Below are 19,282 nucleotides of genomic sequence, written 5' to 3' on the forward strand. Positions count from 1 at the left end.
CCCGCTCCCGCCCGGTGGCAGCCCACTCCCGTCCGGGGGTCGGACTACTCCCGCCCGGAGGCCGCCACGGCCAGCGCCCCCGTCACCACCGCCGCGATCAGCAGCGGGATCCCCAGTCCGTGACGGAGCACCAGCCACGCGCCCAGCAGCGCGCCCACGGCCATCGCGGCGACGGAGGCCGCGCGCCGAGGGGAGCGGTTGCCCGCACCGGCGCCGACGGCCGTGTCGGCGGCGAGGCCCGTCAGTGTCATCGTCAGGACCGTGGTCGTCAGGTCGGGGACGCCCAGTTTGCGGACGGTCGCGTTGCGCAGGCCCATGGCGAAGGCCGTGACGGCGATCAGGGTGTACGTCGTGCCGGTGGCGTCCGGCGCGGCGAAGGCGACCGCCGCGCACCCGCCGACCAGCAGCGCCTCGACGGCGAGCGTGACCCGCGCCCAGGACCGGCGGGAGCGGCCGCCGAACCGCACCGCGACCCGTCCGCCGACCGCGGCGCCGACCAGGAAGCAGGCGAGCGAGGTCAGCGTGTGCCACACGGAGAAGCCGGGTGCCCCGGCCGCGGCGAAGCCCAGCACCACCACGTTGCCGGTCATGTTCGCGGTGAAGACGTGCCCGAGCCCGAGATAACTCACCGCGTCGATGAGCCCGCTGACCACGGTCAGCCCCAACAGCACCACGACCAGGCGCAGTCCGCGCTCTTCGTGGTCGTCGGTCCGCGCGGCCGCGCTGTCCGCACTCATGGGGCCTCCGGTCGGCTGGACGGTCGTGGTGCGCCCAAGTCCACCACGGACGCCTGGGCCGCCCGGATGTCCGGGGTCCCGCGCCGGGGGCGCAGACCGCCACCGGATCGCCGCGGTTCGGCGCACGGGTGTCGCGGAGTCCGGGCGTGGCGGGGTCCGGGCGTGGCGGGGTCCGGGCGTACGGCGCCCGGAGGTTTCGGCAGGGCCCCTCACCCGGGCGGGCGCGGCGACCGGCCGCGACCGGGCGCCCTCCACGGCGGGGGCTTCGCGCGTGGGTGCCGTCCCGCTCGACGCCACCGGGGGCCGTGGCCCGTGCAGGGCGGCGAGTGCGGCCTGTGCCGGGCGGGATGCGAGGCCCGGGCCAGGTGGGGTACGCGGCCCGTGCCGGGCGGGGTAGGCAGCCGGGGCACGTGGGGTACGCGGCGTGTGCCGGGCGGGGTAAGGGGTCCGGGTCAGGTGGGGTACGTGGCCCGTGCCGGGAGGGATACGCGGCCGGGGGCACGCGGCGTACGCGGCCCGAGGCGGATCGGGTACGCGGCCCGGCCGGGTCAGGCCCGGTCAGGCCCGGTACGGGGCCCGGGAATGGCGAAGGCGGCGGCCCCGGGGATCGGGGGCCGCCGCCTTCACGTGCGGTGGGGGTCGCTCAGTACCAGTTGTGGGCCTGCCAGAAGCTCCACGCGGCGGCCGGGCTGCCGTAGCGGGAGTTCATGTAGTCCAGACCCCACTTGATCTGCGTGGCGGGGTTGGTCTTCCAGTCGGAGCCGGCGGTCGACATCTTCGACGCGGGCAGGGCCTGGACCAGACCGTAGGCGCCGGACGCGGCGTTCGTGGCGCTGGGGTTCCAGCCGCTCTCGCGCTCGACGATCTTGCTGAAGGCGGTGAACTGCGTGGCGTCCGGGATCATCTCGTGCGCGATCGACTGGGCGGAGGAGGCCGAGGTGGTGGCGGCCTGGGCGGGAGCCGCGGCCAGAGCCATGCCGACGGTGGCGGTGGCCACGGCGGCAGTGGTGAGGACCTTCTTCGGAGAGGCGATGCGGCGGATGAAGGAGACGGACACGGAGAACCTTTTTCTTCGGGGACACGACCGTCGCGGTAGGCCGGAACCATGTGGTGCGTGGTGACTGCGTACGTCGGTGCCGAAACCCGGGTGGGTTCTTCGGCGCCTCGCGACTGCTTCAGAGAAACAGGCCGGCGGCCGGTCCGCAATGACCCCCTTTTACTAGTGGTGGTCGCATCCGGGGAGAAAGTGCCTTATGTGATCTGGCTCTCAAACCCCAGGTCAGAGGGCACAACGACGCGTTCATGCCACCAGGAATCGCTACTATCGCGCCTCGGATGTGACCAACGTCCTGTGGGCTGCCTCACCCTCCGTCTCGCACAGCGCGCACGGGGATGTGCGGAGCGCGTCCGGCCGGTGTGACCGGCGCCGCAGATCACCGGGGGTCGAACGTGACCGGCGTCTCGAAGGCGGCCCGCCGGGTGGCCCGGCGCAGCGCCCTGAGGAGCGGCGCGCCCAGCGTCAGTGTCAGGACGACCGTCACGACGGCCCGGCCCAGGTCCCAGCCGAGCGAGGTGGCCAGGCAGTACGCGAGGAAGCGGGCCAGGTTGGCGGGGACGCCGGCGTGCGGGTCGAAGGCGACGTTCGAGGCCAGCGCGTTCATGAAGGGCCAGCCCTCCAGGTTCATGACGGTGCCGTACGCGAAGGCGGCCAGGAACCCGTACGCGGCGAGCAGCGACAGCTCGGCGCGCCCGCGCAGGCGGTCCGGCCCCGGCAGCAGTCCGGCGCCCATCGTGAACCAGCCCATGGCGAGCATCTGGAACGGCATCCACGGCCCCACCCCGCCGGTGAGCAGCGCGGACGAGAACATGGTCACGGACCCGAGCACGAACCCGAACCCCGGTCCGAGCACCCGTCCGCTCAGCACCATCAGGAAGAACATCGGCTCGATCCCGGCGGTCCCGGCCCCGATCGGCCGCAGGGCGGCACCGGTCGCGGCCAGCACCCCGAGCATGGCCACCGCCTTCGGGCCGAGCCCGGACTCGGAGATCGTCGCGGCCACGACCGCGACGAGCAGGACCAGCAGCCCCGCGAACAGCCAGGGGGCGTCCTGCGCGTGTGTGCCGACCTGGGAGGCGGGGTCGGCGAAGAGCGGCCAGCCGAATCCGGCGACGCCGATGACGCTCACCAGGCAGAGCGCGGCGAGGGAGCGGGGGCCGAGGCGGACGGCACGGACCTGGGGCTGGTGCGGTGCGGGGCGTCGTGGGGTGCTGGACCCGGTCATGCGAGCGTGTCCCTCGTGAGCGCGTCCCTGATCTGGGCGACGGTGAGCCACGGCTGCGGGGCCAGCACCTTCGTGACCTGCGGGGCGAAGGACGGGGACGCGACGACCACCTCGGCCGTCGGGCCGTCGGCGACGACCTCGCCGTCCGCGAGCACGACCACGCGGTGCGCGAGCTCCGCGGCGAGTTCCACGTCGTGGGTCGCCAGGACGATGGCGTGCCCTTCGGCGGCCAGCTCGCGCAGGATGGCGACCAGCCGGGCCTTCGCCGCGTAGTCGAGGCCCCGGGTCGGTTCGTCGAGGAGCAGCAGCGGGGGGCGGGCCGTCAGGACGACGGCCAGCGCCAGCGCCAGCCGCTGCCCCTCCGACAGGTCCCGGGGGTGGGTGTCGTCGGTGATCGCGGGCAGCAGCGCGGAGACCAGTGCCCGGCAGGTACCCGCCTCGGCGCCCGCGTCGGCGTCGGCCGCGGCGCACTCGGCGGCGACCGTGTCGGCGTAGAGCAGGTCCCGTGGCTCCTGCGGTACGAGACCGACGCGCCGGATCAGGTCCTGGGGTGCCGTCCGGTGCGGGACCGCGCCTTTGACCCGGACGGATCCGGCGGCCGGTTCGACCAGCCCGACCAGTGTGCCGAGCAGGGTGGACTTGCCGGCTCCGTTGCGTCCCATCAGCGCGACGATCCCGCCGGGGGAGGCGGTCAGGTCCACGCGGCGGAGCGCCTCGACCGGACCGCGGCGGACGGCGAGGCCCTCGACGACGGCGACCGGTGCGGCCGGGTCCGGGGAATCGGGGGTGTGCCGGCGCAGGAGACGCGGACGCGGACGTGCGGGCGGGAAGGACCGGGGACGCGGGGGCGGCCCGGCGGCGGGGGCGCCCGACGCGGGGCGGAGCCCGCGTGCCGAGGTCGCCGGCGGTACGAGCTCCGCGAGCCGTTCGCGCAGCGCCCCCGCCCTGCGCCGCGCGTCGCGCACGGTGAGGGGGAGCGGGGACCAGCCGGCCAGCCGGCCGAGTTCCACCACCGGCGGACACACCGGGGAGACGGCCATGATCTCGGCCGGGGTGCCGAGGAGCGGCGGTGTCCCGGGGGAGGGGAGGAGGACGACGCGGTCGGCGTACTGGATGACGCGTTCGAGGCGGTGCTCGGCCAGCAGGACGGTCGTGCCGAGGTCGTGGACGAGGCGCTGCAGGACGGCGAGGACCTCCTCGGCCGCGGCCGGGTCCAGGGCGGAGGTGGGTTCGTCGAGGACCAGGACCCGCGGATGGGGGGTGAGGACCGAGCCGATGGCGACCCGCTGCTGCTGACCGCCGGAGAGGGTGGCGATGGGGTGGTCACGCAGGTCGGCCAGGCCCAGCAGATCGAGGGTCTCCTCGACGCGGCGGCGCATCACCGCCGGTGCGATACCGAGCGACTCCATGCCGTAGGCGAGTTCGTCCTCGACCGTGTCCGTCACGAAATGGGACAGCGGGTCCTGGCCCACCGTGCCGACTACGTCGGCGAGTTCACGTGGTTTGTGGGTGCGGGTGTCCCGGCCGGCGACCGTGACACGACCGCGCAGGGTGCCGCCCGTGAAGTGGGGGACGAGACCGCCGACCGCGCCGAGAACGGTGGACTTGCCGACCCCGGACGGCCCGGCGAGCAGCACCAGTTCACCCTCGGGCACCTCGAAGTCCACGCCCTGGACGGTGGGTTCGGCCGCTCCGTCGTACGTCACGGAGACATCCTCGAAGCGGATCATGAGGGCTCCTCGGGGGCGGCGGGCTCTCGGGCCGGGCGTTCCGCGGGCGGGCGGGGCGACCCGGGAACGGGGGCGACGAAGGCGGGCAGCAGGCCGACCAGCACGGTGGCCGCGGGCCACAGGGGAAGGGCCGGCGCCACCAGCGGGACGACACCGGTGCGCAGCGACACGGGGTCGTACGCGGCGCAGACGATCAGTCCGGTGGCGACGGCGACGCCGGACCCGGCCACCAGCCATGCCCGTGCGCCCCACACGTCGGGGCGGTAGCGCGTGCGCGGGGAGCGACGGCCGCCCAGCCACAGACCGCCAAGTGCGGCGGCCAGCCCGGCGAGCAGTACGGGTGGTCCGTAACCGTCGCCCTCGGCGGTCAGCAGTCCGTACGTGCCGGCGCAGACGCCGACCAGGCCGCTCAGCGTCAGGACGGCGGTGGTGCGGCGGACGGCGGGCGCCACCTCGGCGGTCCGGCCGTAGCCGCGCGCGTCCATCGCCGCGGCGAGCGCGACCGAACGCTCCAGCGCGCTCTCCAGGACCGGGAGGGCGACCTGCAGCAGACCGCGCAGGCCCCGGTCGGGGCGGCCACGCAGCCGGCGGGCGGCGCGCATCCGCCCGGCGTCGGCGATCAGGTGCGGTGCGAAGGTCAGCGCGACGACGACCGCGACACCCGCCTCGTACAGCGCGCCCGGCAGGGACTTCAGGAGCCGTGCCGGGTTCGCGAGGGCGTTCGCGGCGCCGACGCAGATGAGGAGCGTGGCCAGTTTCAGGCCGTCGTAGAGCGCGAAGACCAGGCCCTCGGCGGTGACCCGGCCACCGATGCGGATGCCCTGCGCCCAGTGCGGGAGGGGGACCTCGGGGAGCGTCACGAGGACATGCGAACCGGGGACGGGGGAGCCGAGGAGGACCGCGAAGGCGAGACGGATGCCGAGCACGGCCAGACCGAGCCTGACGAACGCGCCGTACGAGCGGGACCAGGGGGCCGAGGTGCGGCGTGCCGCCACCACGTATCCGGCCGTGCCGACGAGGAGGGCGAGCAGCAGCGGGTTGGTGGTGCGGGAGGCGGCGGTACCCAGACCCAGGGCCCAGATCCACCAGGCGCCGGGATGCAGGGCGTTGCCGCGGTGCGTCTGCGGCGCGCGGGTACGGGGTGGCCGCCGACGCCCGCGCCCGCCGCTGCCGTCGTCCGGCACGACGGACAGGGCGGAGTCGGACTCAGGCCGGGGGAGCCGCCGGTTCGAGCGGACGCGGGCCGGGACGGGTTCGCCGGGTGCGGCGTGGGTCATGGACGTGCGGGGGGCGACGGGGGTGGCGGGTGTGGCGGGTTCGCCGAGCGCGGCGGGGGTTACAGAAGTGCCGGACGCGATGAGGGTGGCGGGGGCGTCGGGTTCGCCGGGCATCGCGGCGGGTTCGCCGAGCCCGGCGGGGGCGGGTGCGTCGGGTTGGGCGGGCGCGGCGGAGGCCGCGGAAGTGCCGGGTTCGCCGGGCACGGCGGGAGTGACAGGTGTGTCGGGCGCGGCGGAGGCGTCGGGTGCGGCGGAAGTGCCGGGTGCGGTTGGTGTGCCGAAGGCGGGCGGCGCGGATGACGCGGGCCGTGTGGCCGGGACGACAGGGGTCGCCGCCGATGGTGCCGGTGTCGGCACCGGTGCGGCAGGTGTGGCCGACAGCGGTGTCCCGGGTGGCGTGGTCGGCGCCGCGGGCCTCCGCCGGGCGACGTACCGGCCGGCCGCCGCCGCTTCCCGTTTCTCGTTGCCTGTCGTCATCGTGGCTCAGCCCCGGCGGCGGCGGGCCTGCCAGATCGCGGCCGCGCCCAGCAGGGCCACCGCCGCGAGGCCCGCGAGCAGGCCCGCGGACGGACCGTGGTGGGGTGCCCCGGACCGGGGGTGGCCGGAGGCCGTGGGCTGGTGCGGGGCCGAGACCTGCTCGCCGCAGCCGGCCCGCGGGTACCCGGCGATGGCGCACAGCAGGGCGTTGGTGTCGTAGCGGAGCGGCTTGGCCACCGAGGCCAGGGCGTCCGCCGCCGTCGCGTCGGAGGGGACGCGGGCGCAGGCCGTACGCGGTGCCGGAGGCGCTTCTCCGGAGGGGGCGTCGGCCGCCGTGCCGAAGTCGAGGACCAGGGCCACCCGTTTGGTGCCCGCCCGTGTCCCGGTCCCGGCGCAGACGGACGCGAAGTCGGCCTTCCCGCGCGGCTTCGAGGCGTCCTGCGAGTCCTCGCTCACCGCGAAGCGGAAACCCTCGACGTCGCCGTCGGACGGCCGCGCGGTCGACGGGCCCTGTGTCGCGTACGTCCAGGTGCCGCCGGTCCGGTCCCAGAAGGACCAGTAGCGGTAGCCGACGGCCTGCGCCTGCCCGGCGGCGGTGAGGACGAGCAGCAGCGGAGCGAGCAGCAGGGAGAGGAGGACCAGTGGGGCGAGGAGGGGGGCCGGGGCCGTCGTACGGCGCCTGCTCACGGCTGCTGCTTCTTCGAGCGTCCGCTGATCAGGAAGCCGATGCCGATGCCGCCGACGAGACCGACACCGATGATCCACCAGACGTTGACGCCCTTGTTGTCGTCCTTCTGGTCCTTCTGGTCCTTCTTCTCCGCGCCGGCGGACGCCTGGACGGCCGGGCCCGTCGCGCCGAGCCGCTCGACGAGGTCGGTGCCGCCGAACGCGCGCGGGTCGGTGCCGGTGGCGTGCGCGGCGAGGATCAGCTGCGCGTACGCGGCCGGACCGGACGCCGTGGCCCAGGGCCCGGAGTTCTTCTCCAGCCAGGCGAGGGGCTTCTTCGTCTCCGCGATCCCGCCCTGGGCGGCCAGCGCGACGACCGCGTCCGCGGTGTTGCCGTAGTCGGGCCGGTCCTTGGCGCCGGGCATCGCCGACTTCAGGTACGGGGTGTCGTGCAGCAGACGGGCGAGCTGGAAGGCGCCGTTGTTCGCGGCCTGCCCGGGCGTCGGGGTGGCCGCCTTCTCACAGGTGTAGCCGTGCGGGAGAGGCTTTCCGGCCGTCGTCACGAGCCCCTTGCCGAGGGATCCCAGCACCGCCGCGGCCGTGGCGTCCGCGTTGGCCGCCAGCGCGCCGTGCTTGTCCGGCTGGTAGGCGAAGCCGCCCGCGTCGGCGCCCTTGCCGTCGCACGGAACCGACAGCTTCACCAGCGCGTCGTACGGCGACCCGCCCTCCTTGGACTTCACGTCCCCGGGCTTGCCGCCGGCCGCGGCCAGCGCCCCGACCACCACCGACGTGGAGTTCGCGTCGCTGGGCCCGCCCGCCGTGTAGCCCCAGCCGCCGTCCTTGTTCTGTACGGACTCCAGCCAGCCGACCGCCTTACGCGTCCCGCCGTCGTGGCCGCCGAGCGCGGCGAGGGCCTGGACGGCCGCCGCGGTGCTGTTCGTGTCGACCATGGTCTTCGTGTCGCACGCGGCCGCGGCGTCGGCGCGGTACGCGGCGAACGCGCCGTTCGCACACTGCTGACCGGCCAGCCAGTCGACGGCCTTGGACGCGGGCCGCTCGCCCACCGTGTGCTGGGCGAGCAGGGCGAGGGACTGCCGCCACACGCCGTCGTAGGTGGGGTCGGTGCTGCCGAAGAGGCCGGAGGGTATCGCCGGGGACGCGGTGGGGGACGGGGAGGAACCGTCCGCCACGGCGGCCGGGACGAGGGCCGTACCGATCACGACGGTGGCTGCCAGTACCGCGGCGGTGCGGCGAACGATCATGACTCTCCCTGCGGGGGCCGGGCAGCACCGGGCGCAGGCTTGGCCCCGAGCGGCTCCGGCTCCGTATGCCTCGACGGTGCCGGCCACCGGCGGGCTGCCGATGGCACGAGTCGTTCACGTCCCGGGCGCGATGATCCGGCTCACCGCCGGCTGGGCGGTTCACGGATCGGGGTCTCCCCGCTCGGACGGAGCCGAGAGTTCGGGGACAGGGTCGGCGCCGGATGTGTACCGGCTTCCTCCCGTACGGGGGTGATGACGACGCGTTCACTCTACCGGCCCGTAGGAATCGGCCGGGCGCCGCCTTCGGGGCGGGGCCCGCGACCGGCTAGGTTCGCCTCATGCGGACGGGGAGACTGCTCGGCTCGGGACGTTCGGCGGATGTCTACGAGATCGACGAGACATGGGTGCTGCGGCGTGACCGGGAGGGCCGGGGCGACGCGACGGCCGAGGCCACGGTGATGGAACACGTACGCCGGCACGGCTATCCGGTGCCGGGGGTGCGGGCGGCGACCCGCGGCGACCTGGTGATGGAACGGCTGACCGGGCCGACCATGCTGGAGGCGTTCGGCGCGGGACTGTTCTCCGCGGAGGAGGCCGGGCTGACCCTCGCCCGGCTGCTGCGCAGACTGCACGCCGTGCCCGCGCGGCTCTCCGCCGACCCCGCCGTCCGTGTGCTGCACCTGGACCTGCACCCCGACAACGTGATGCTCACCCCGGACGGTCCGAAGGTCATCGACTGGACCGACGCCGAGGAGGGCCCGCCCGGCCTCGACTGGGGCATGTCCGCGGTGATCCTCGCGCAGGTCGCCGTCGGCGGCGACGCGCGGGCCGGGGTGGCGGGGGAGACCCTGGCCGCGATGCTCGACGCGAACACGGACTGTGTGACGCGCGACGGTCTCGCACAGGCGGTGCGGCGACGGGCAGTCAATCCGACGATGAGCACGACCGAGGTCCAGTTCCTCGGCGAGGCCGAGGAACTGGTTCGCACGCTGGCCTTCTAGGCCCCGCCGTCCGGCCCGAAGGCTCCGCCGTCCGGCCGGGGGTCGCCCGCCGTCCGGCCGGAGGCCGAGCCGACGCCGGGAGACGGGCGCGCCTTCCGCGACACGCGCCGGTGCCGCGACACGCGCCGGTGCCGCGACGGGGCGAGTGTCGCCGGGTGATGACACCGGGGACGGCCGGCGGTGGCCGCGGGTGTCCTCGTACGTACGGGAGGAGCCGGGCTCCGGTCGGCGCCCTTACCGCCCCGCTCGCGGGGAGTTGACCGCACGGTGTCGGAACGTGTCCGGAAACAGGCCGATGCGGACGGCTTCCCGTCCGAGTTCCGGGACCGGGGCCGGGCACGCCCATGATCCGGTCAGACTGGTCGGTGTGTCCGACAAGGCGACTGGCGGGGTGGCGGGCGGTGCCGGGAGTGGTGCCGGGAACGGCGGGGCCCGTGGGCCGGGCTGCGGTTCGGGGGGTGACGCGGAGGACGGGGCGACCGGTGGCCGGTCCGGCAACCTCCCCGCCCAGGCGCGCGGCTTCGTCGGGCGCCGCGAGGAACTCGGCGTACTGGAGGACGAGTTGGACCCGGCGGCGGGTGTCCACCGGCTGCTGAGCGTCGTCGGGACCGGCGGAGTGGGCAAGACCCGGCTCGCACTGCGGGCGGCGGCCCGCGTCCAGGACGCGTACCCCGACGGCGTCTGGCTGGTGGAACTCTCCCCGCTGCGCACCGCCGGACTGGTCGGTCTCGCGGTCGTGGAGGCGCTGCGGCTCGCCGACCAGTCGACCGGCCCGGTCGCCGACCTGGTGGCCGACTGGGCCCGGGGCAAACGGCTGCTCCTGGTCCTCGACTCCTGCGAGCACGTCCTCGCGGACTGCGCCGCCCTGGTCGAGACCCTGCTGCCCGTCCTCCCCGGACTGCGGGTCCTCGTCACCAGCCGGGAGCCGCTCGCACTGCCCGGCGAACTCGTCCTGCCGCTGGACCCGTTGCCGGTCGCCGGTGACGCCGTGACCCTGTTCGCCGAGCGCGCGGCCGTAGCGACCGGCGACTTCACCCCCGACGACACCGACCGGGCCACGGTGGAATCCGTGTGCCGCCGCCTCGACGGGATCCCGCTCGCCCTCGAACTGGCCGCCGCCCGGCTCCGCGAACTCTCCCTCACCCAGCTCCACGACCGCCTCGGCGAACGGCTGCCCTCCCGGCTCGACCTGCTCAGCTCACCGCCGGACGGCGGCGGGGAGCCGCGCCACCGGACCCTGCGCACGGCGATCGGCTGGAGCCACGAACTGTGCGCGCCGCTGGAGCGGCTGCTGTGGGCCCGGCTCTCGGTGTTCGCGGGCGGCTTCTGCGCGGGCGCCGCCGAGGAGGTCTGCGTGGGCGGCCCGCTGCCCGCCGGGCGGATCCCCGGCCTGCTGGACCGGCTCGTCGAGCAGTCCGTCGTGCAACGCCACCGCACCGACCCCGCCCGCTTCCGACTCCTGGACACCGTGCGGGAGTTCGGCGCCGACTGGCTGCGCGCCCTCGGCGAGGAACACGCCCTGCGTCTGCGCCACCGTGACCACTTCCGGCGGCTGGCCCGCCAGGGCTGCGCCGAGTGGAACACCGGACGGCAGGTGGCCTGGTGCGAACGCACTCTCACCGAACACGCCAACCTCCGTGCGGCGATGGACTGCGCGCTCACCGACCCCGACAGCCGGATCGCCCTGGGCATGGCGGCCGACGTCGGGTTCCTGTGGCGGCACTGCGGATATCCGCGCGACGCCCGGCACTGTCTGGACCTGGTGCTCGCCACCGACCCGGCACCCGGACCCGACCGTACCCGCGCCATGTGGGCGCGGGGCGCGGTGGCGCTGCTCCAGGGCGATCTCGCGGTCGCGGCCCACTGGGCGGAACGCTGCACGGACGCGGCCGACGAACAGAGCGACCCGGCGGACGTGGTGGCCGCCGCGTACCTCACGGGAGGCGGGCTGGCCCTGAGCGGCCGGCTGGCCGAGGCGGTCGACGTGCTGTCCGCCACACCCCGGCTGCCGATCAGACCGGACGGGTTCGGGGCCGCCCAGCTCCAGGTCCGGGTGGCGCTGTCGTTCACACACCTGCTGCGGGGCGAGTACGAGCGGGCGCGCGTCGTGGCCGAGGAGACCCGGGAGGCCAGTGCGGCGTGCGGGGAGTCCTGGGCGGGCGCCTTCGCCGACACGGTCGTGGCGCAGACCGACCTGGCCCGCGGCGAGGTCGGCGCGGCGGTCGGCAACGCCCGCACCGCGCTGGCCGGGCACGTCCTGCTGCACAACACCGTGGGCGCGGCCATGGCGCTGGACGTCCTGGCCGCGGCCGTCGTCGCGGCCGGCGACGGACCTCGCGCGGCCCGGCTCCTCGGTATCGGCGAGCGCGTCTGGGAGCTCACCGGCCGCGCGCAGATGGACTCACCCGACCTGCTCGCCACCCGCCGCTCCCACGAACGCCGCATCCGGGCCGAGATCGGCGGCACCGCGTACAAGGAGGCGTACGACCAGGGCCGCTCCATGCCGTACGAGGAAGGGCTGGACTACGCGGCGGGGGACGGCTGAGGCACGACGGAAGCGGGCCGCGCCGGGCGGCTCACACCGCCACGTACGTCACCGGACCGCTTCCCGCGACGGCTTCCGCGCGGCCGAGTTTCACCAGGCGGCGCACGTGGGCCTCGGCCTCGGAGACGGCGATGTTCCGGGAGGCGAAGGGGATCTGCTCCCAGGGCCGGTTCCACTCCATGCGCTCGGCGAGCTGCCAGGCGGTGAGCGGGGTCGCGAGGAGGGTGAGCAGACCGGTGAGGCGCTCCTCGTGGTGGGTGAGCAACTCCCGTACCCGGCCCGGGGCATCGGTGAAGGAGTGCTGGTGGGCCGGGAGTACCTCGGCGGGGTCGAGACGGCCCACGCGCTCCAGGGAGTCGAGGTAGTCGCCGAGCGGATCGGCGACGGTGGCGTCGTCCGGATCCTCGTACAGGCCGATGTGCGGGGTGATCCGCGGCAGCAGGTGGTCGCCGGAGAACAGGCGGCCGTGGCCCGGCAGTCCGGCCGGGTGAGCCTCCTCCAGGTGGAGGCAGACATGGCCGGGTGTGTGGCCCGGGGTCCAGATCGCGCGCAGCCGGCGGCCGGCCAGGTCGAGCAGTTCGCCGGGGACGATCTCGCGGTCGGGGAGCGCGGGGGCGAACTGGGGCAGGCCGCTCGAGCGCCGGGCCGTGCGCGCGGCGCGCAGCAGCGCCACGTGCTCCTCGGGCGCGCCGCAGGCCTCGAGTTTGTCCGCCATGTACGCGAACCAGCGCTCCGCCTTGTGCTCCCGGGTCCGCCGGACGATCTCGGTGTCCAGCGCGTGCATCGCGATCCACGCGCCGGACGCGTCCCGCACCTTGCCGGACAGGCCGTGGTGGTCGGGGTGGTGGTGGGTGATGACCACGCCGTGCACCTCGGCGACCGGGATGCCGCACGCGGCGAGCCCGGCGGTCAGGACGTCCCAGGAGGCCGGGTCGTCCCAGCCGGTGTCGATCAGGACGGGGCCCCGGTCGGTGTCGACGACGTGGACCAGTGTGGTGCCGAGGGGGTTGTCGGGGATGGGGACCGCGAGCGACCGTACGCCCCCGCCGTGATCGGTCACCTGAGTCATGGGCTCCCACCAATCGCCGTCCTGCCGTCACTATAACTAGAACGTATTCCAATGGGTGCCCGAACCAACTGTTGCGCCCCGGAGCCCGGTCCGAGGACTCCGGCCCGTGGACTCCTCCGACCGGAGCTGGTATCAGTTCTCGTATCTGATGAAGCGTCAGAAGTCGGCAGTGTCGGAGAACGCCCCCCGGGGAGGCGGTCGGTCATGACCGAGCTCGTGGAACACGGACAGCTGTTCATAGGCGGGGAGTTGACGGACCCGCTGGGCACCGGCGTCATCGAGGTGATCTCGCCGCACACGGAAGAGGTCATCGGGCGCGTCCCGCACGCCTGCGCCGAGGACGTCGACCGGGCCGTCGCCGTCGCGCGGCGCGCCTTCGACGAGGGCCCCTGGCCCCGGATGAGCCCCGGCGAACGGATCGCGGTCGTCACCCGGATCAAGGACGCGATCGGCGCCCGCCACGAGGAGATCGCCCGCGTCATCTCCTCCGAGAACGGCTCCCCGTACTCCTGGAGCGTCCTCGCGCAGGCCCTCGGCGCGATGATGGTCTGGGACGCCGCCCTCACGGTGGCGCGCGACTTCACGTACGAGGAGACGCGCGACGGAGTCCTCGGCAGGATCCTCGTCCGGCGGGAGCCGGTCGGGGTCGTCGCGGCCGTGGTGCCGTGGAACGTGCCGCAGTTCGTGGCGGCCGCCAAGCTCGCTCCCGCGCTGCTGACCGGCTGTTCGGTCGTACTGAAGCCGTCCCCCGAATCACCCCTGGACGCCTATCTGCTGGGCGAGATCGCCCGGGAGGCCGGACTGCCCGAGGGCGTCCTGTCGATCCTCCCGGCCGACCGCGAGGTGAGCGAGTACCTGGTCGGGCATCCCGGCGTCGACAAGGTCTCCTTCACCGGATCGGTCGCGGCGGGCAGGCGCGTGATGGAGGTCGCGGCGCGCAACCTCACCCGCGTGACGCTCGAACTGGGGGGCAAGTCGGCGGCGGTCGTGCTGCCGGACGCCGACCTCGCCACGGCCGTCCCCGGGATCGTCCAGGCCGCCTGGATGAACAACGGCCAGGCCTGCGTCGCCCAGACCCGCATCCTTGTGCCGCGCTCGCGCTACGACGAGTTCGCGGACGCCTTCGCGGCCGCCGCGAGCGCCCTGGTGGTCGGTGACCCGCTGGACCCGGCGACCCAGGTGGGCCCGCTGGTCGCCGAGCGGCAGCGGCGGCGCAACCTCGACTACATCCGCATCGGCCAGGAGGAGGGCGCCAAGATCCTCACGGGTGGCGGCCGCCCGCACGGCTTCGACCGCGGCTGGTACGTCGAACCCACCCTCTTCGGTGACGTGGACAACTCCATGCGGATCGCCCGTGAGGAGATCTTCGGACCGGTGATCTGCCTGCTCCCCTACGGCGACGAGACCGAGGCCGTGAAGATCGCCAACGACTCCGACTACGGGCTGAGCGGCAGCGTCTGGACGGCGGACGTCGCGCACGGCGTCGACATCGCGCGCCAGGTCCGTACCGGCACCTACTCCGTCAACACCTTCAGCCTCGACATGCTCGGTCCCTTCGGCGGCTACAAGAACTCCGGACTCGGGCGGGAGTTCGGGCCCGAGGGCTACGGCGAGTTCCTGGAGCACAAGATGATCCACCTGCCCGCGGGCTGGGAGGCGTAAGGGATGGGCGACCGCTGGAACATCGAGGTCGACCGCTCCCTGTGCATCGGCTCCGCCCAGTGCGTCCACCTCGTCCCCGGGGCCTTCCGCCTCGACTCCGGCATGCAGTCCCACCCCGCCGAACCTGAGACCGACGCCAATGAGAGGATCCTGGCGGCGGCGGAGGGCTGCCCGGTGGAGGCCATCATGATCACGCTGCTGGGCAGCGGGGAGCCGGTGTTCCCGCCCGAGGAGTGAACGAGGAGCGGCCCCGCGCCGTCACGCCTTCTTGGCCGGAGCCGTCTCGCCCGGGTCGGTCAGGTCGATGAGCCGGCACACCGTCTCGATGTCGATCTTGACCTGGGCGATGGAGGCGCGGCCGGAGAGCCAGGTGATCAGGGCCGAGTGCCAGGTGTGCTCGATGACGCGGACCGCCGAGAGCTGCGCGGGGGTCGGGTCGTCCAGGCCCATGGCGTCCAGGATGATCGCCGTGGTCTGCCGGGACACCTGGTCGACCTCGGGGCTGACGCTGCGGTCCGCGAAGGTCAGCGCGCGGACCATGGCGTCGGCGAGGTGCGGCTCGCGCTGCAGGGCGCGGAAGGCCCGCATCAGCGTCTCGGCGACCCGCTCCGCCGCCGAGTCGCCGGCCGGCGGCTTCTTGCGCAGGGTGCCGTGCATGTGGTCCAGCTGGTCCTGCATGGTGGCCACCAGCAGATGGACCTTCGAGGGGAAGTAGCGGTAGAGCGTGCCCAGGGCGACCTGCGACGACTCCGCGACCTCGCGCATCTGCACCGCGTCGAATCCGCCCCGGCCGGCCAGCTGCGCGCTCGCGTGCAGGATCCGCCGACGGCGTGCTTCCTGGCGCTCGGTGAGCGGGGGAGAGGCGAACTGCGCGGACTTGGCTTCCACCTTGACTTCCGCAGGCATGGGTCCCGTTCCGTGGGTTCAGCTGGAGGAGCGATCAGACAGCATGGCAGAACACATCCGTGGGCCGGAACGTCTCCGTCGTGGCGCGGATCACCTGATCCACTTCTCACAGGGGCCCTACCTGCCGGTAGATTCAGTGCTCCTCGAACGATCAAGTCTGAAACTTGTTCTAGATTAGCGTCCCGGCGTAATCTCGCGGGAATGTGCAGGGAGAAGGGGGCCGTAAGTGACCGCTGAGGCCATGGAGGCGGGCCCCGGAGCGGGCGCGGCCATCGACGGCGACGGACCGTTGCGCATCGCGCTCCTGACGTACAAGGGGAACCCGTTCTGCGGCGGTCAGGGCGTGTACGTACGGCACCTCTCGCGCGAACTCGCCCGCCTGGGCCACCGGGTCGAGGTCATCGGCTCCCAGCCCTACCCCGTGCTGGACGAGGGCCTCCCGGGACTGAGCCTCACCGAACTGCCCAGCCTCGACCTCTACCGCCAGCCGGACCCCTTCCGCACGCCGGCGCGCGAGGAGTTCCGCGACTGGATCGACGCCCTGGAGGTCGGGACCATGTGGACCGGGGGCTTCCCCGAGCCGCTGACCTTCTCGCTGCGTGCCCGCCGTCATCTCCGGGCCCGGCAGGGCGCGTTCGACGTCGTGCACGACAACCAGACGCTCGGCTACGGGCTGCTGGGAGACGTGGGCGCACCCCTGGTCACCACGATCCACCACCCCATCACCGTCGACCGCCGGCTGGAGCTGGACGCCGCCGAGGGGCGCCGCCGCCGCGCGTCCGTGCGCCGCTGGTACGCCTTCACGCGGATGCAGAAGCGCGTCGCGCGCCGTCTGCCGTCGGTGCTCACCGTCTCCGGCACCTCGCGCCAGGAGATCGTCGACCACCTGGGCGTGACCCAGGACCGCATCCACGTCGTGCACATCGGCGCCGACACCGACCTCTTCTCACCCGACCCCGCCGTACCGCAGGTGCCGGGCCGGATCGTCACCACCTCCAGCGCGGACGTGCCGCTCAAGGGACTCGTCCACCTCGTCGAGGCGCTCGCCAAGGTCCGCACCGAGCACTCCGGCGCCCACCTGGTCGTCGTCGGCAGGCGCGCCGAGGACGGGCCCGTCGCCCAGGCCATCGAGCGGTACGGCCTGGAGCACGCCGTCGAGTTCGTCAAGGGCATCTCGGACGCCGAACTCGTCGACCTCGTCCGGTCCGCCGAAGTCGCCTGTGTGCCCTCCCTGTACGAGGGGTTCTCGCTGCCCGCCGCGGAGGCCATGGCCACGGGTACGCCGCTGGTGGCCACCACCGGCGGAGCGATCCCGGAGGTCGCGGGCCCCGACGGCGAGACCTGCCTCGCGGTGCCGCCCGGTGACGCCGGCGCGCTGGCCGCGGGCCTCAGCCGGCTGCTGGGCGACCCGGAACTGCGCGTGAGGCTCGGCTCCGCCGGACGCGCGCGGGTCCTGGAGCGCTTCACCTGGGCCCGCGCGGCCCAGGGCACGGTCGCCCACTACCGCGAGGCCATCGCCCACGCCGCGGGACCCGCTCCCCGGCGCGCCGCACCGGACCCCGCCTCCCCCCGCGTCGCCCCGGGCCCCGCGCCCTCCGCGACCCCGGCCCCCGGTCTCCCCGTGACTCCCGGCGCCGCCCCCGCAGGCGTCGCCGAAGAAGCAGCTGAAGTTGTCGTACCCAACCGCGAAAGCAGGGCCACGTGCTGACCGTCGACTTCTCCCGGTTCCCGCTCGCCCCGGGCGACCGCGTGCTGGACCTCGGCTGCGGTGCCGGCCGGCACGCGTTCGAGTGCTACCGGCGCGGGGCCCGGGTCGTCGCGCTGGACCAGAACGGCGAGGAGATCCGCGAGGTCGCCAAGTGGTTCGCGGCGATGAAGGAGGCGGGCGAGGCGCCCGAGGGCGCGACCGCGACCGCCATGGAGGGCGACGCACTCCGACTGCCGTTCCCCGACGAGTCGTTCGACGTCGTGATCATCTCCGAGGTGATGGAGCACATCCCCGACGACAAGGGCGTCCTCGCCGAGATGGTCCGGGTGCTCAGGCCCGGCGGCCGGATCGCGATCACCGTCCCGCGCTACGGGCCCGAGAAGGTGTGCTGGACCCTGTCCGACGCCTACCACGAGGTCGAGGGCGGCCACATCCGCATCTACCGGGCGGACGAACTGCTGGGCAAGATGAAGGAGGCCGGGCTCAAGCCGTACGGCACCCATCACGCCCACGCCCTGCACAGCCCCTACTGGTGGCTGAAGTGCGCGTTCGGCGTCGACAACGACAAGGCGCTGCCCGTGCGGGCGTACCACAAGCTGCTGGTCTGGGACATCATGAAGAAGCCGCTGGCCACCCGGGTCGCGGAGAACGCGCTGAACCCGCTGATCGGCAAGAGCTTCGTGGCCTACGCGACCAAGCCGCACCTGCCCGCCGACGCCGCCGCGGTGGACGCTTCGTGACCACACCCCGCACGGAGCACCTCGTCCTGCCCGGGGTGCTCACCGCCGAGGAGGCCGCCGTCACGGTGCGCGCGATCCTCGGGGCGCAGCGTCCTGACGGCGCCATACCGTGGTTCCGCGGTCATCACCTCGACCCGTGGGACCACACCGAGGCGGCCATGGCGCTGGACGCGGCGGGCGAGCACGAGGCGGCCGAGCGGGCCTACGCGTGGCTGGCCCGGCACCAGAACCCGGACGGGTCCTGGTACGCGGCCTACGCCGACGGGGACTTCGAGGACGTCACCGACCGCGGCCGGGAGACGAACTTCTGCGCGTACATCGCGGTCGGCGTCTGGCACCACTACCTGGCCACCGGCGACGACACCTTCCTGGACCGGATGTGGCCCTCGGTCTACGCGGCCGTGGAGTTCGTGCTGCGGCTCCAGCAGCCCGGCGGGCAGATCGGCTGGAAGCGCGGGGACGACGGGACGGCGACCGACGAGGCACTGCTGACCGGGAGTTCGTCGATCCACCACGCGCTGCGCTGCGCGCTCGCGATCGCCGACCAGCGCGAGGAGCCGCAGCCCGACTGGGAGTTGGCACTCGGTCTGCTGCGGCACGCCATCCGCAGGCACCCCGAGCGGTTCCTCGACAAGGACCGCTACTCGATGGACTGGTACTACCCGGTGCTCGGCGGCGCGTTGACGGGCGTCGAGGCCAAGTCCCGGATAGCGGAGGGCTGGGAGCGCTTCGTCGTACCCGGGCTCGGCGTGCGCTGTGTCGTGCCCAACCCGTGGGTGACCGGCGGTGAGTCGGCCGAACTCGCCCTGGCGCTCTGGGCCGTGGGCGAGTCCGACCGTGCTCTGGAGATTCTTCAGTCCATCCAGCATCTGCGCGACCCGAAGACCGGCCTGTACTGGACGGGTTACGTCTTCGACGCCCGGGCGATCTGGCCCGAGGAGCTGACCACCTGGACGGCGGGTTCGCTGCTCCTCGCCGTCGCCGCGCTGGGCGGCGACGAGCCGACCTGCGCGGTCTTCGGCGGTGAGCGTCTGCCGCGGGGGCTCGACGCGGAGTGCTGCTGAGGGCTGTTCGGTGATCCCCGGCGGGCGCACGACGACAGCTACGGCGCCTCGCCGCGTCGTCGGGGTCGCCCGCGTACACCCGGTACGAGGACGACCCTCCGCCTCGCGACGCACCGCGTCCGACGCCGCGCGCTCATCCACCGGGGATCAGGGGAC

Annotated in this window: 16 protein-coding genes; 7 read left to right on the forward strand and 9 right to left on the reverse strand. The window is 74.0% G+C overall.

The features are described from left to right. Window positions 1-44 precede the first annotated feature (44 nt). From GFH48_RS27795 to GFH48_RS27825, 7 genes are all read right to left on the reverse strand, one after another. A complete protein-coding gene (locus GFH48_RS27795) occupies window positions 45-737 on the reverse strand; it encodes a YoaK family protein (protein WP_153290855.1) in 693 nt (230 codons plus the stop codon). A 643-nt stretch (window positions 738-1,380) separates the two neighbouring features. After that, window positions 1,381-1,794, reverse strand: coding sequence for an aggregation-promoting factor C-terminal-like domain-containing protein (locus tag GFH48_RS27800; RefSeq protein ID WP_153290856.1), 414 nt, complete (start codon window positions 1,792-1,794; stop codon window positions 1,381-1,383). 376 nt (window positions 1,795-2,170) lie between these two features. Beyond that, complete coding sequence (locus GFH48_RS27805; RefSeq protein WP_153290857.1) at window positions 2,171-3,019, reverse strand: ECF transporter S component; 849 nt, start codon at window positions 3,017-3,019, stop codon at window positions 2,171-2,173. Further along, on the reverse strand, window positions 3,016-4,749 hold the full coding sequence (locus tag GFH48_RS27810) for an ABC transporter ATP-binding protein (protein WP_153290858.1): 1,734 nt from the start codon (window positions 4,747-4,749) through the stop codon (window positions 3,016-3,018). Before GFH48_RS27810 ends, GFH48_RS27805 begins: the two co-directional genes overlap by 4 nt. Beyond that, on the reverse strand, window positions 4,746-6,026 hold the full coding sequence (locus GFH48_RS27815; RefSeq protein WP_153293144.1) for an energy-coupling factor transporter transmembrane component T: 1,281 nt from the start codon (window positions 6,024-6,026) through the stop codon (window positions 4,746-4,748). Before GFH48_RS27815 ends, GFH48_RS27810 begins: the two co-directional genes overlap by 4 nt. Window positions 6,027-6,509: 483 nt before the next feature. Further along, on the reverse strand, window positions 6,510-7,190 hold the full coding sequence (locus GFH48_RS27820; RefSeq protein WP_194280696.1) for an SCO2322 family protein: 681 nt from the start codon (window positions 7,188-7,190) through the stop codon (window positions 6,510-6,512). Next, window positions 7,187-8,431, reverse strand: a complete 1,245-nt coding sequence (locus tag GFH48_RS27825; RefSeq protein WP_153290859.1) for a prenyltransferase/squalene oxidase repeat-containing protein — start codon at window positions 8,429-8,431, stop codon at window positions 7,187-7,189. Before GFH48_RS27825 ends, GFH48_RS27820 begins: the two co-directional genes overlap by 4 nt. A gap of 338 nt (window positions 8,432-8,769) precedes the next feature. Between GFH48_RS27825 and GFH48_RS27830 the strand changes: the two genes are divergently transcribed. Both GFH48_RS27830 and GFH48_RS39780 read left to right on the forward strand, forming a co-directional pair. Beyond that, the gene (locus GFH48_RS27830) at window positions 8,770-9,432 is read left to right on the forward strand and encodes a phosphotransferase (RefSeq protein ID WP_153290860.1); all 663 of its coding nucleotides are present in this window, start codon (window positions 8,770-8,772) and stop codon (window positions 9,430-9,432) included. A gap of 367 nt (window positions 9,433-9,799) precedes the next feature. Beyond that, window positions 9,800-11,977 carry an ATP-binding protein gene (locus GFH48_RS39780; RefSeq protein ID WP_194280697.1) on the forward strand — a complete coding sequence of 726 codons (2,178 nt, stop codon included), beginning with the start codon at window positions 9,800-9,802 and terminating at the stop codon, window positions 11,975-11,977. Between the two features lie 31 nt (window positions 11,978-12,008). Here GFH48_RS39780 and GFH48_RS27840 read toward each other — a convergent pair whose 3' ends face one another. Continuing rightward, window positions 12,009-13,046: an MBL fold metallo-hydrolase gene (locus tag GFH48_RS27840; RefSeq protein ID WP_153290861.1), complete on the reverse strand. Its 1,038-nt coding sequence runs from the start codon at window positions 13,044-13,046 to the stop codon at window positions 12,009-12,011. Between the two features lie 204 nt (window positions 13,047-13,250). Between GFH48_RS27840 and GFH48_RS27845 the strand changes: the two genes are divergently transcribed. Together GFH48_RS27845 and GFH48_RS27850 are read left to right on the forward strand one after the other, a co-directional pair. Continuing rightward, a complete protein-coding gene (locus GFH48_RS27845) occupies window positions 13,251-14,708 on the forward strand; it encodes an aldehyde dehydrogenase (protein WP_153290862.1) in 1,458 nt (485 codons plus the stop codon). Between the two features lie 3 nt (window positions 14,709-14,711). Further along, window positions 14,712-14,945, forward strand: a complete 234-nt coding sequence (locus GFH48_RS27850) for a ferredoxin (protein WP_153290863.1) — start codon at window positions 14,712-14,714, stop codon at window positions 14,943-14,945. 21 nt (window positions 14,946-14,966) lie between these two features. On the opposite strand, the gene GFH48_RS27855 is transcribed toward GFH48_RS27850, so the two are convergent. Further along, window positions 14,967-15,614 carry a TetR family transcriptional regulator gene (locus GFH48_RS27855; RefSeq protein ID WP_153290864.1) on the reverse strand — a complete coding sequence of 216 codons (648 nt, stop codon included), beginning with the start codon at window positions 15,612-15,614 and terminating at the stop codon, window positions 14,967-14,969. Window positions 15,615-15,840: 226 nt separating this feature from the next. Between GFH48_RS27855 and GFH48_RS27860 the strand changes: the two genes are divergently transcribed. Genes GFH48_RS27860 through GFH48_RS27870 form a run of 3 tightly spaced genes read left to right on the forward strand, consistent with a single transcriptional unit; the run spans window position 15,841 to window position 19,126 of the window. Continuing rightward, the gene (locus GFH48_RS27860; protein ID WP_153290865.1) at window positions 15,841-17,322 is read left to right on the forward strand and encodes a glycosyltransferase family 4 protein; all 1,482 of its coding nucleotides are present in this window, start codon (window positions 15,841-15,843) and stop codon (window positions 17,320-17,322) included. After that, window positions 17,316-18,062: a class I SAM-dependent methyltransferase gene (locus GFH48_RS27865; protein ID WP_153290866.1), complete on the forward strand. Its 747-nt coding sequence runs from the start codon at window positions 17,316-17,318 to the stop codon at window positions 18,060-18,062. Before GFH48_RS27860 ends, GFH48_RS27865 begins: the two co-directional genes overlap by 7 nt. Then, window positions 18,059-19,126 carry a prenyltransferase/squalene oxidase repeat-containing protein gene (locus tag GFH48_RS27870; RefSeq protein ID WP_153290867.1) on the forward strand — a complete coding sequence of 356 codons (1,068 nt, stop codon included), beginning with the start codon at window positions 18,059-18,061 and terminating at the stop codon, window positions 19,124-19,126. The genes GFH48_RS27865 and GFH48_RS27870 overlap by 4 nt, the downstream gene beginning before the upstream one ends. The last annotated feature ends 156 nt before the right edge of the window (window positions 19,127-19,282 follow it).

The sequence above is a fragment of the Streptomyces fagopyri genome (assembly GCF_009498275.1).
GTDB lineage: Bacteria > Actinomycetota > Actinomycetes > Streptomycetales > Streptomycetaceae > Streptomyces > Streptomyces fagopyri.

What these genes read in the sequence shown, in the direction of transcription:
- GFH48_RS27815 (WP_153293144.1), bottom strand. Translation starts at nt 6,026, where the DNA reads ATGACCCACGCCGCACCCGGCGAACCCGTCCCGGCCCGCGTCCGCTCG.
- GFH48_RS27825 (WP_153290859.1), bottom strand. Translation starts at nt 8,431, where the DNA reads ATGATCGTTCGCCGCACCGCCGCGGTACTGGCAGCCACCGTCGTGATC.
- GFH48_RS27805 (WP_153290857.1), bottom strand. Translation starts at nt 3,019, where the DNA reads ATGACCGGGTCCAGCACCCCACGACGCCCCGCACCGCACCAGCCCCAG.
- GFH48_RS27810 (WP_153290858.1), bottom strand. Translation starts at nt 4,749, where the DNA reads ATGATCCGCTTCGAGGATGTCTCCGTGACGTACGACGGAGCGGCCGAA.
- GFH48_RS27840 (WP_153290861.1), bottom strand. Translation starts at nt 13,046, where the DNA reads ATGACTCAGGTGACCGATCACGGCGGGGGCGTACGGTCGCTCGCGGTC.
- GFH48_RS27795 (WP_153290855.1), bottom strand. Translation starts at nt 737, where the DNA reads ATGAGTGCGGACAGCGCGGCCGCGCGGACCGACGACCACGAAGAGCGC.
- GFH48_RS27855 (WP_153290864.1), bottom strand. Translation starts at nt 15,614, where the DNA reads ATGCCTGCGGAAGTCAAGGTGGAAGCCAAGTCCGCGCAGTTCGCCTCT.
- GFH48_RS27845 (WP_153290862.1), top strand. Translation starts at nt 13,251, where the DNA reads ATGACCGAGCTCGTGGAACACGGACAGCTGTTCATAGGCGGGGAGTTG.
- GFH48_RS27850 (WP_153290863.1), top strand. Translation starts at nt 14,712, where the DNA reads ATGGGCGACCGCTGGAACATCGAGGTCGACCGCTCCCTGTGCATCGGC.
- GFH48_RS27830 (WP_153290860.1), top strand. Translation starts at nt 8,770, where the DNA reads ATGCGGACGGGGAGACTGCTCGGCTCGGGACGTTCGGCGGATGTCTAC.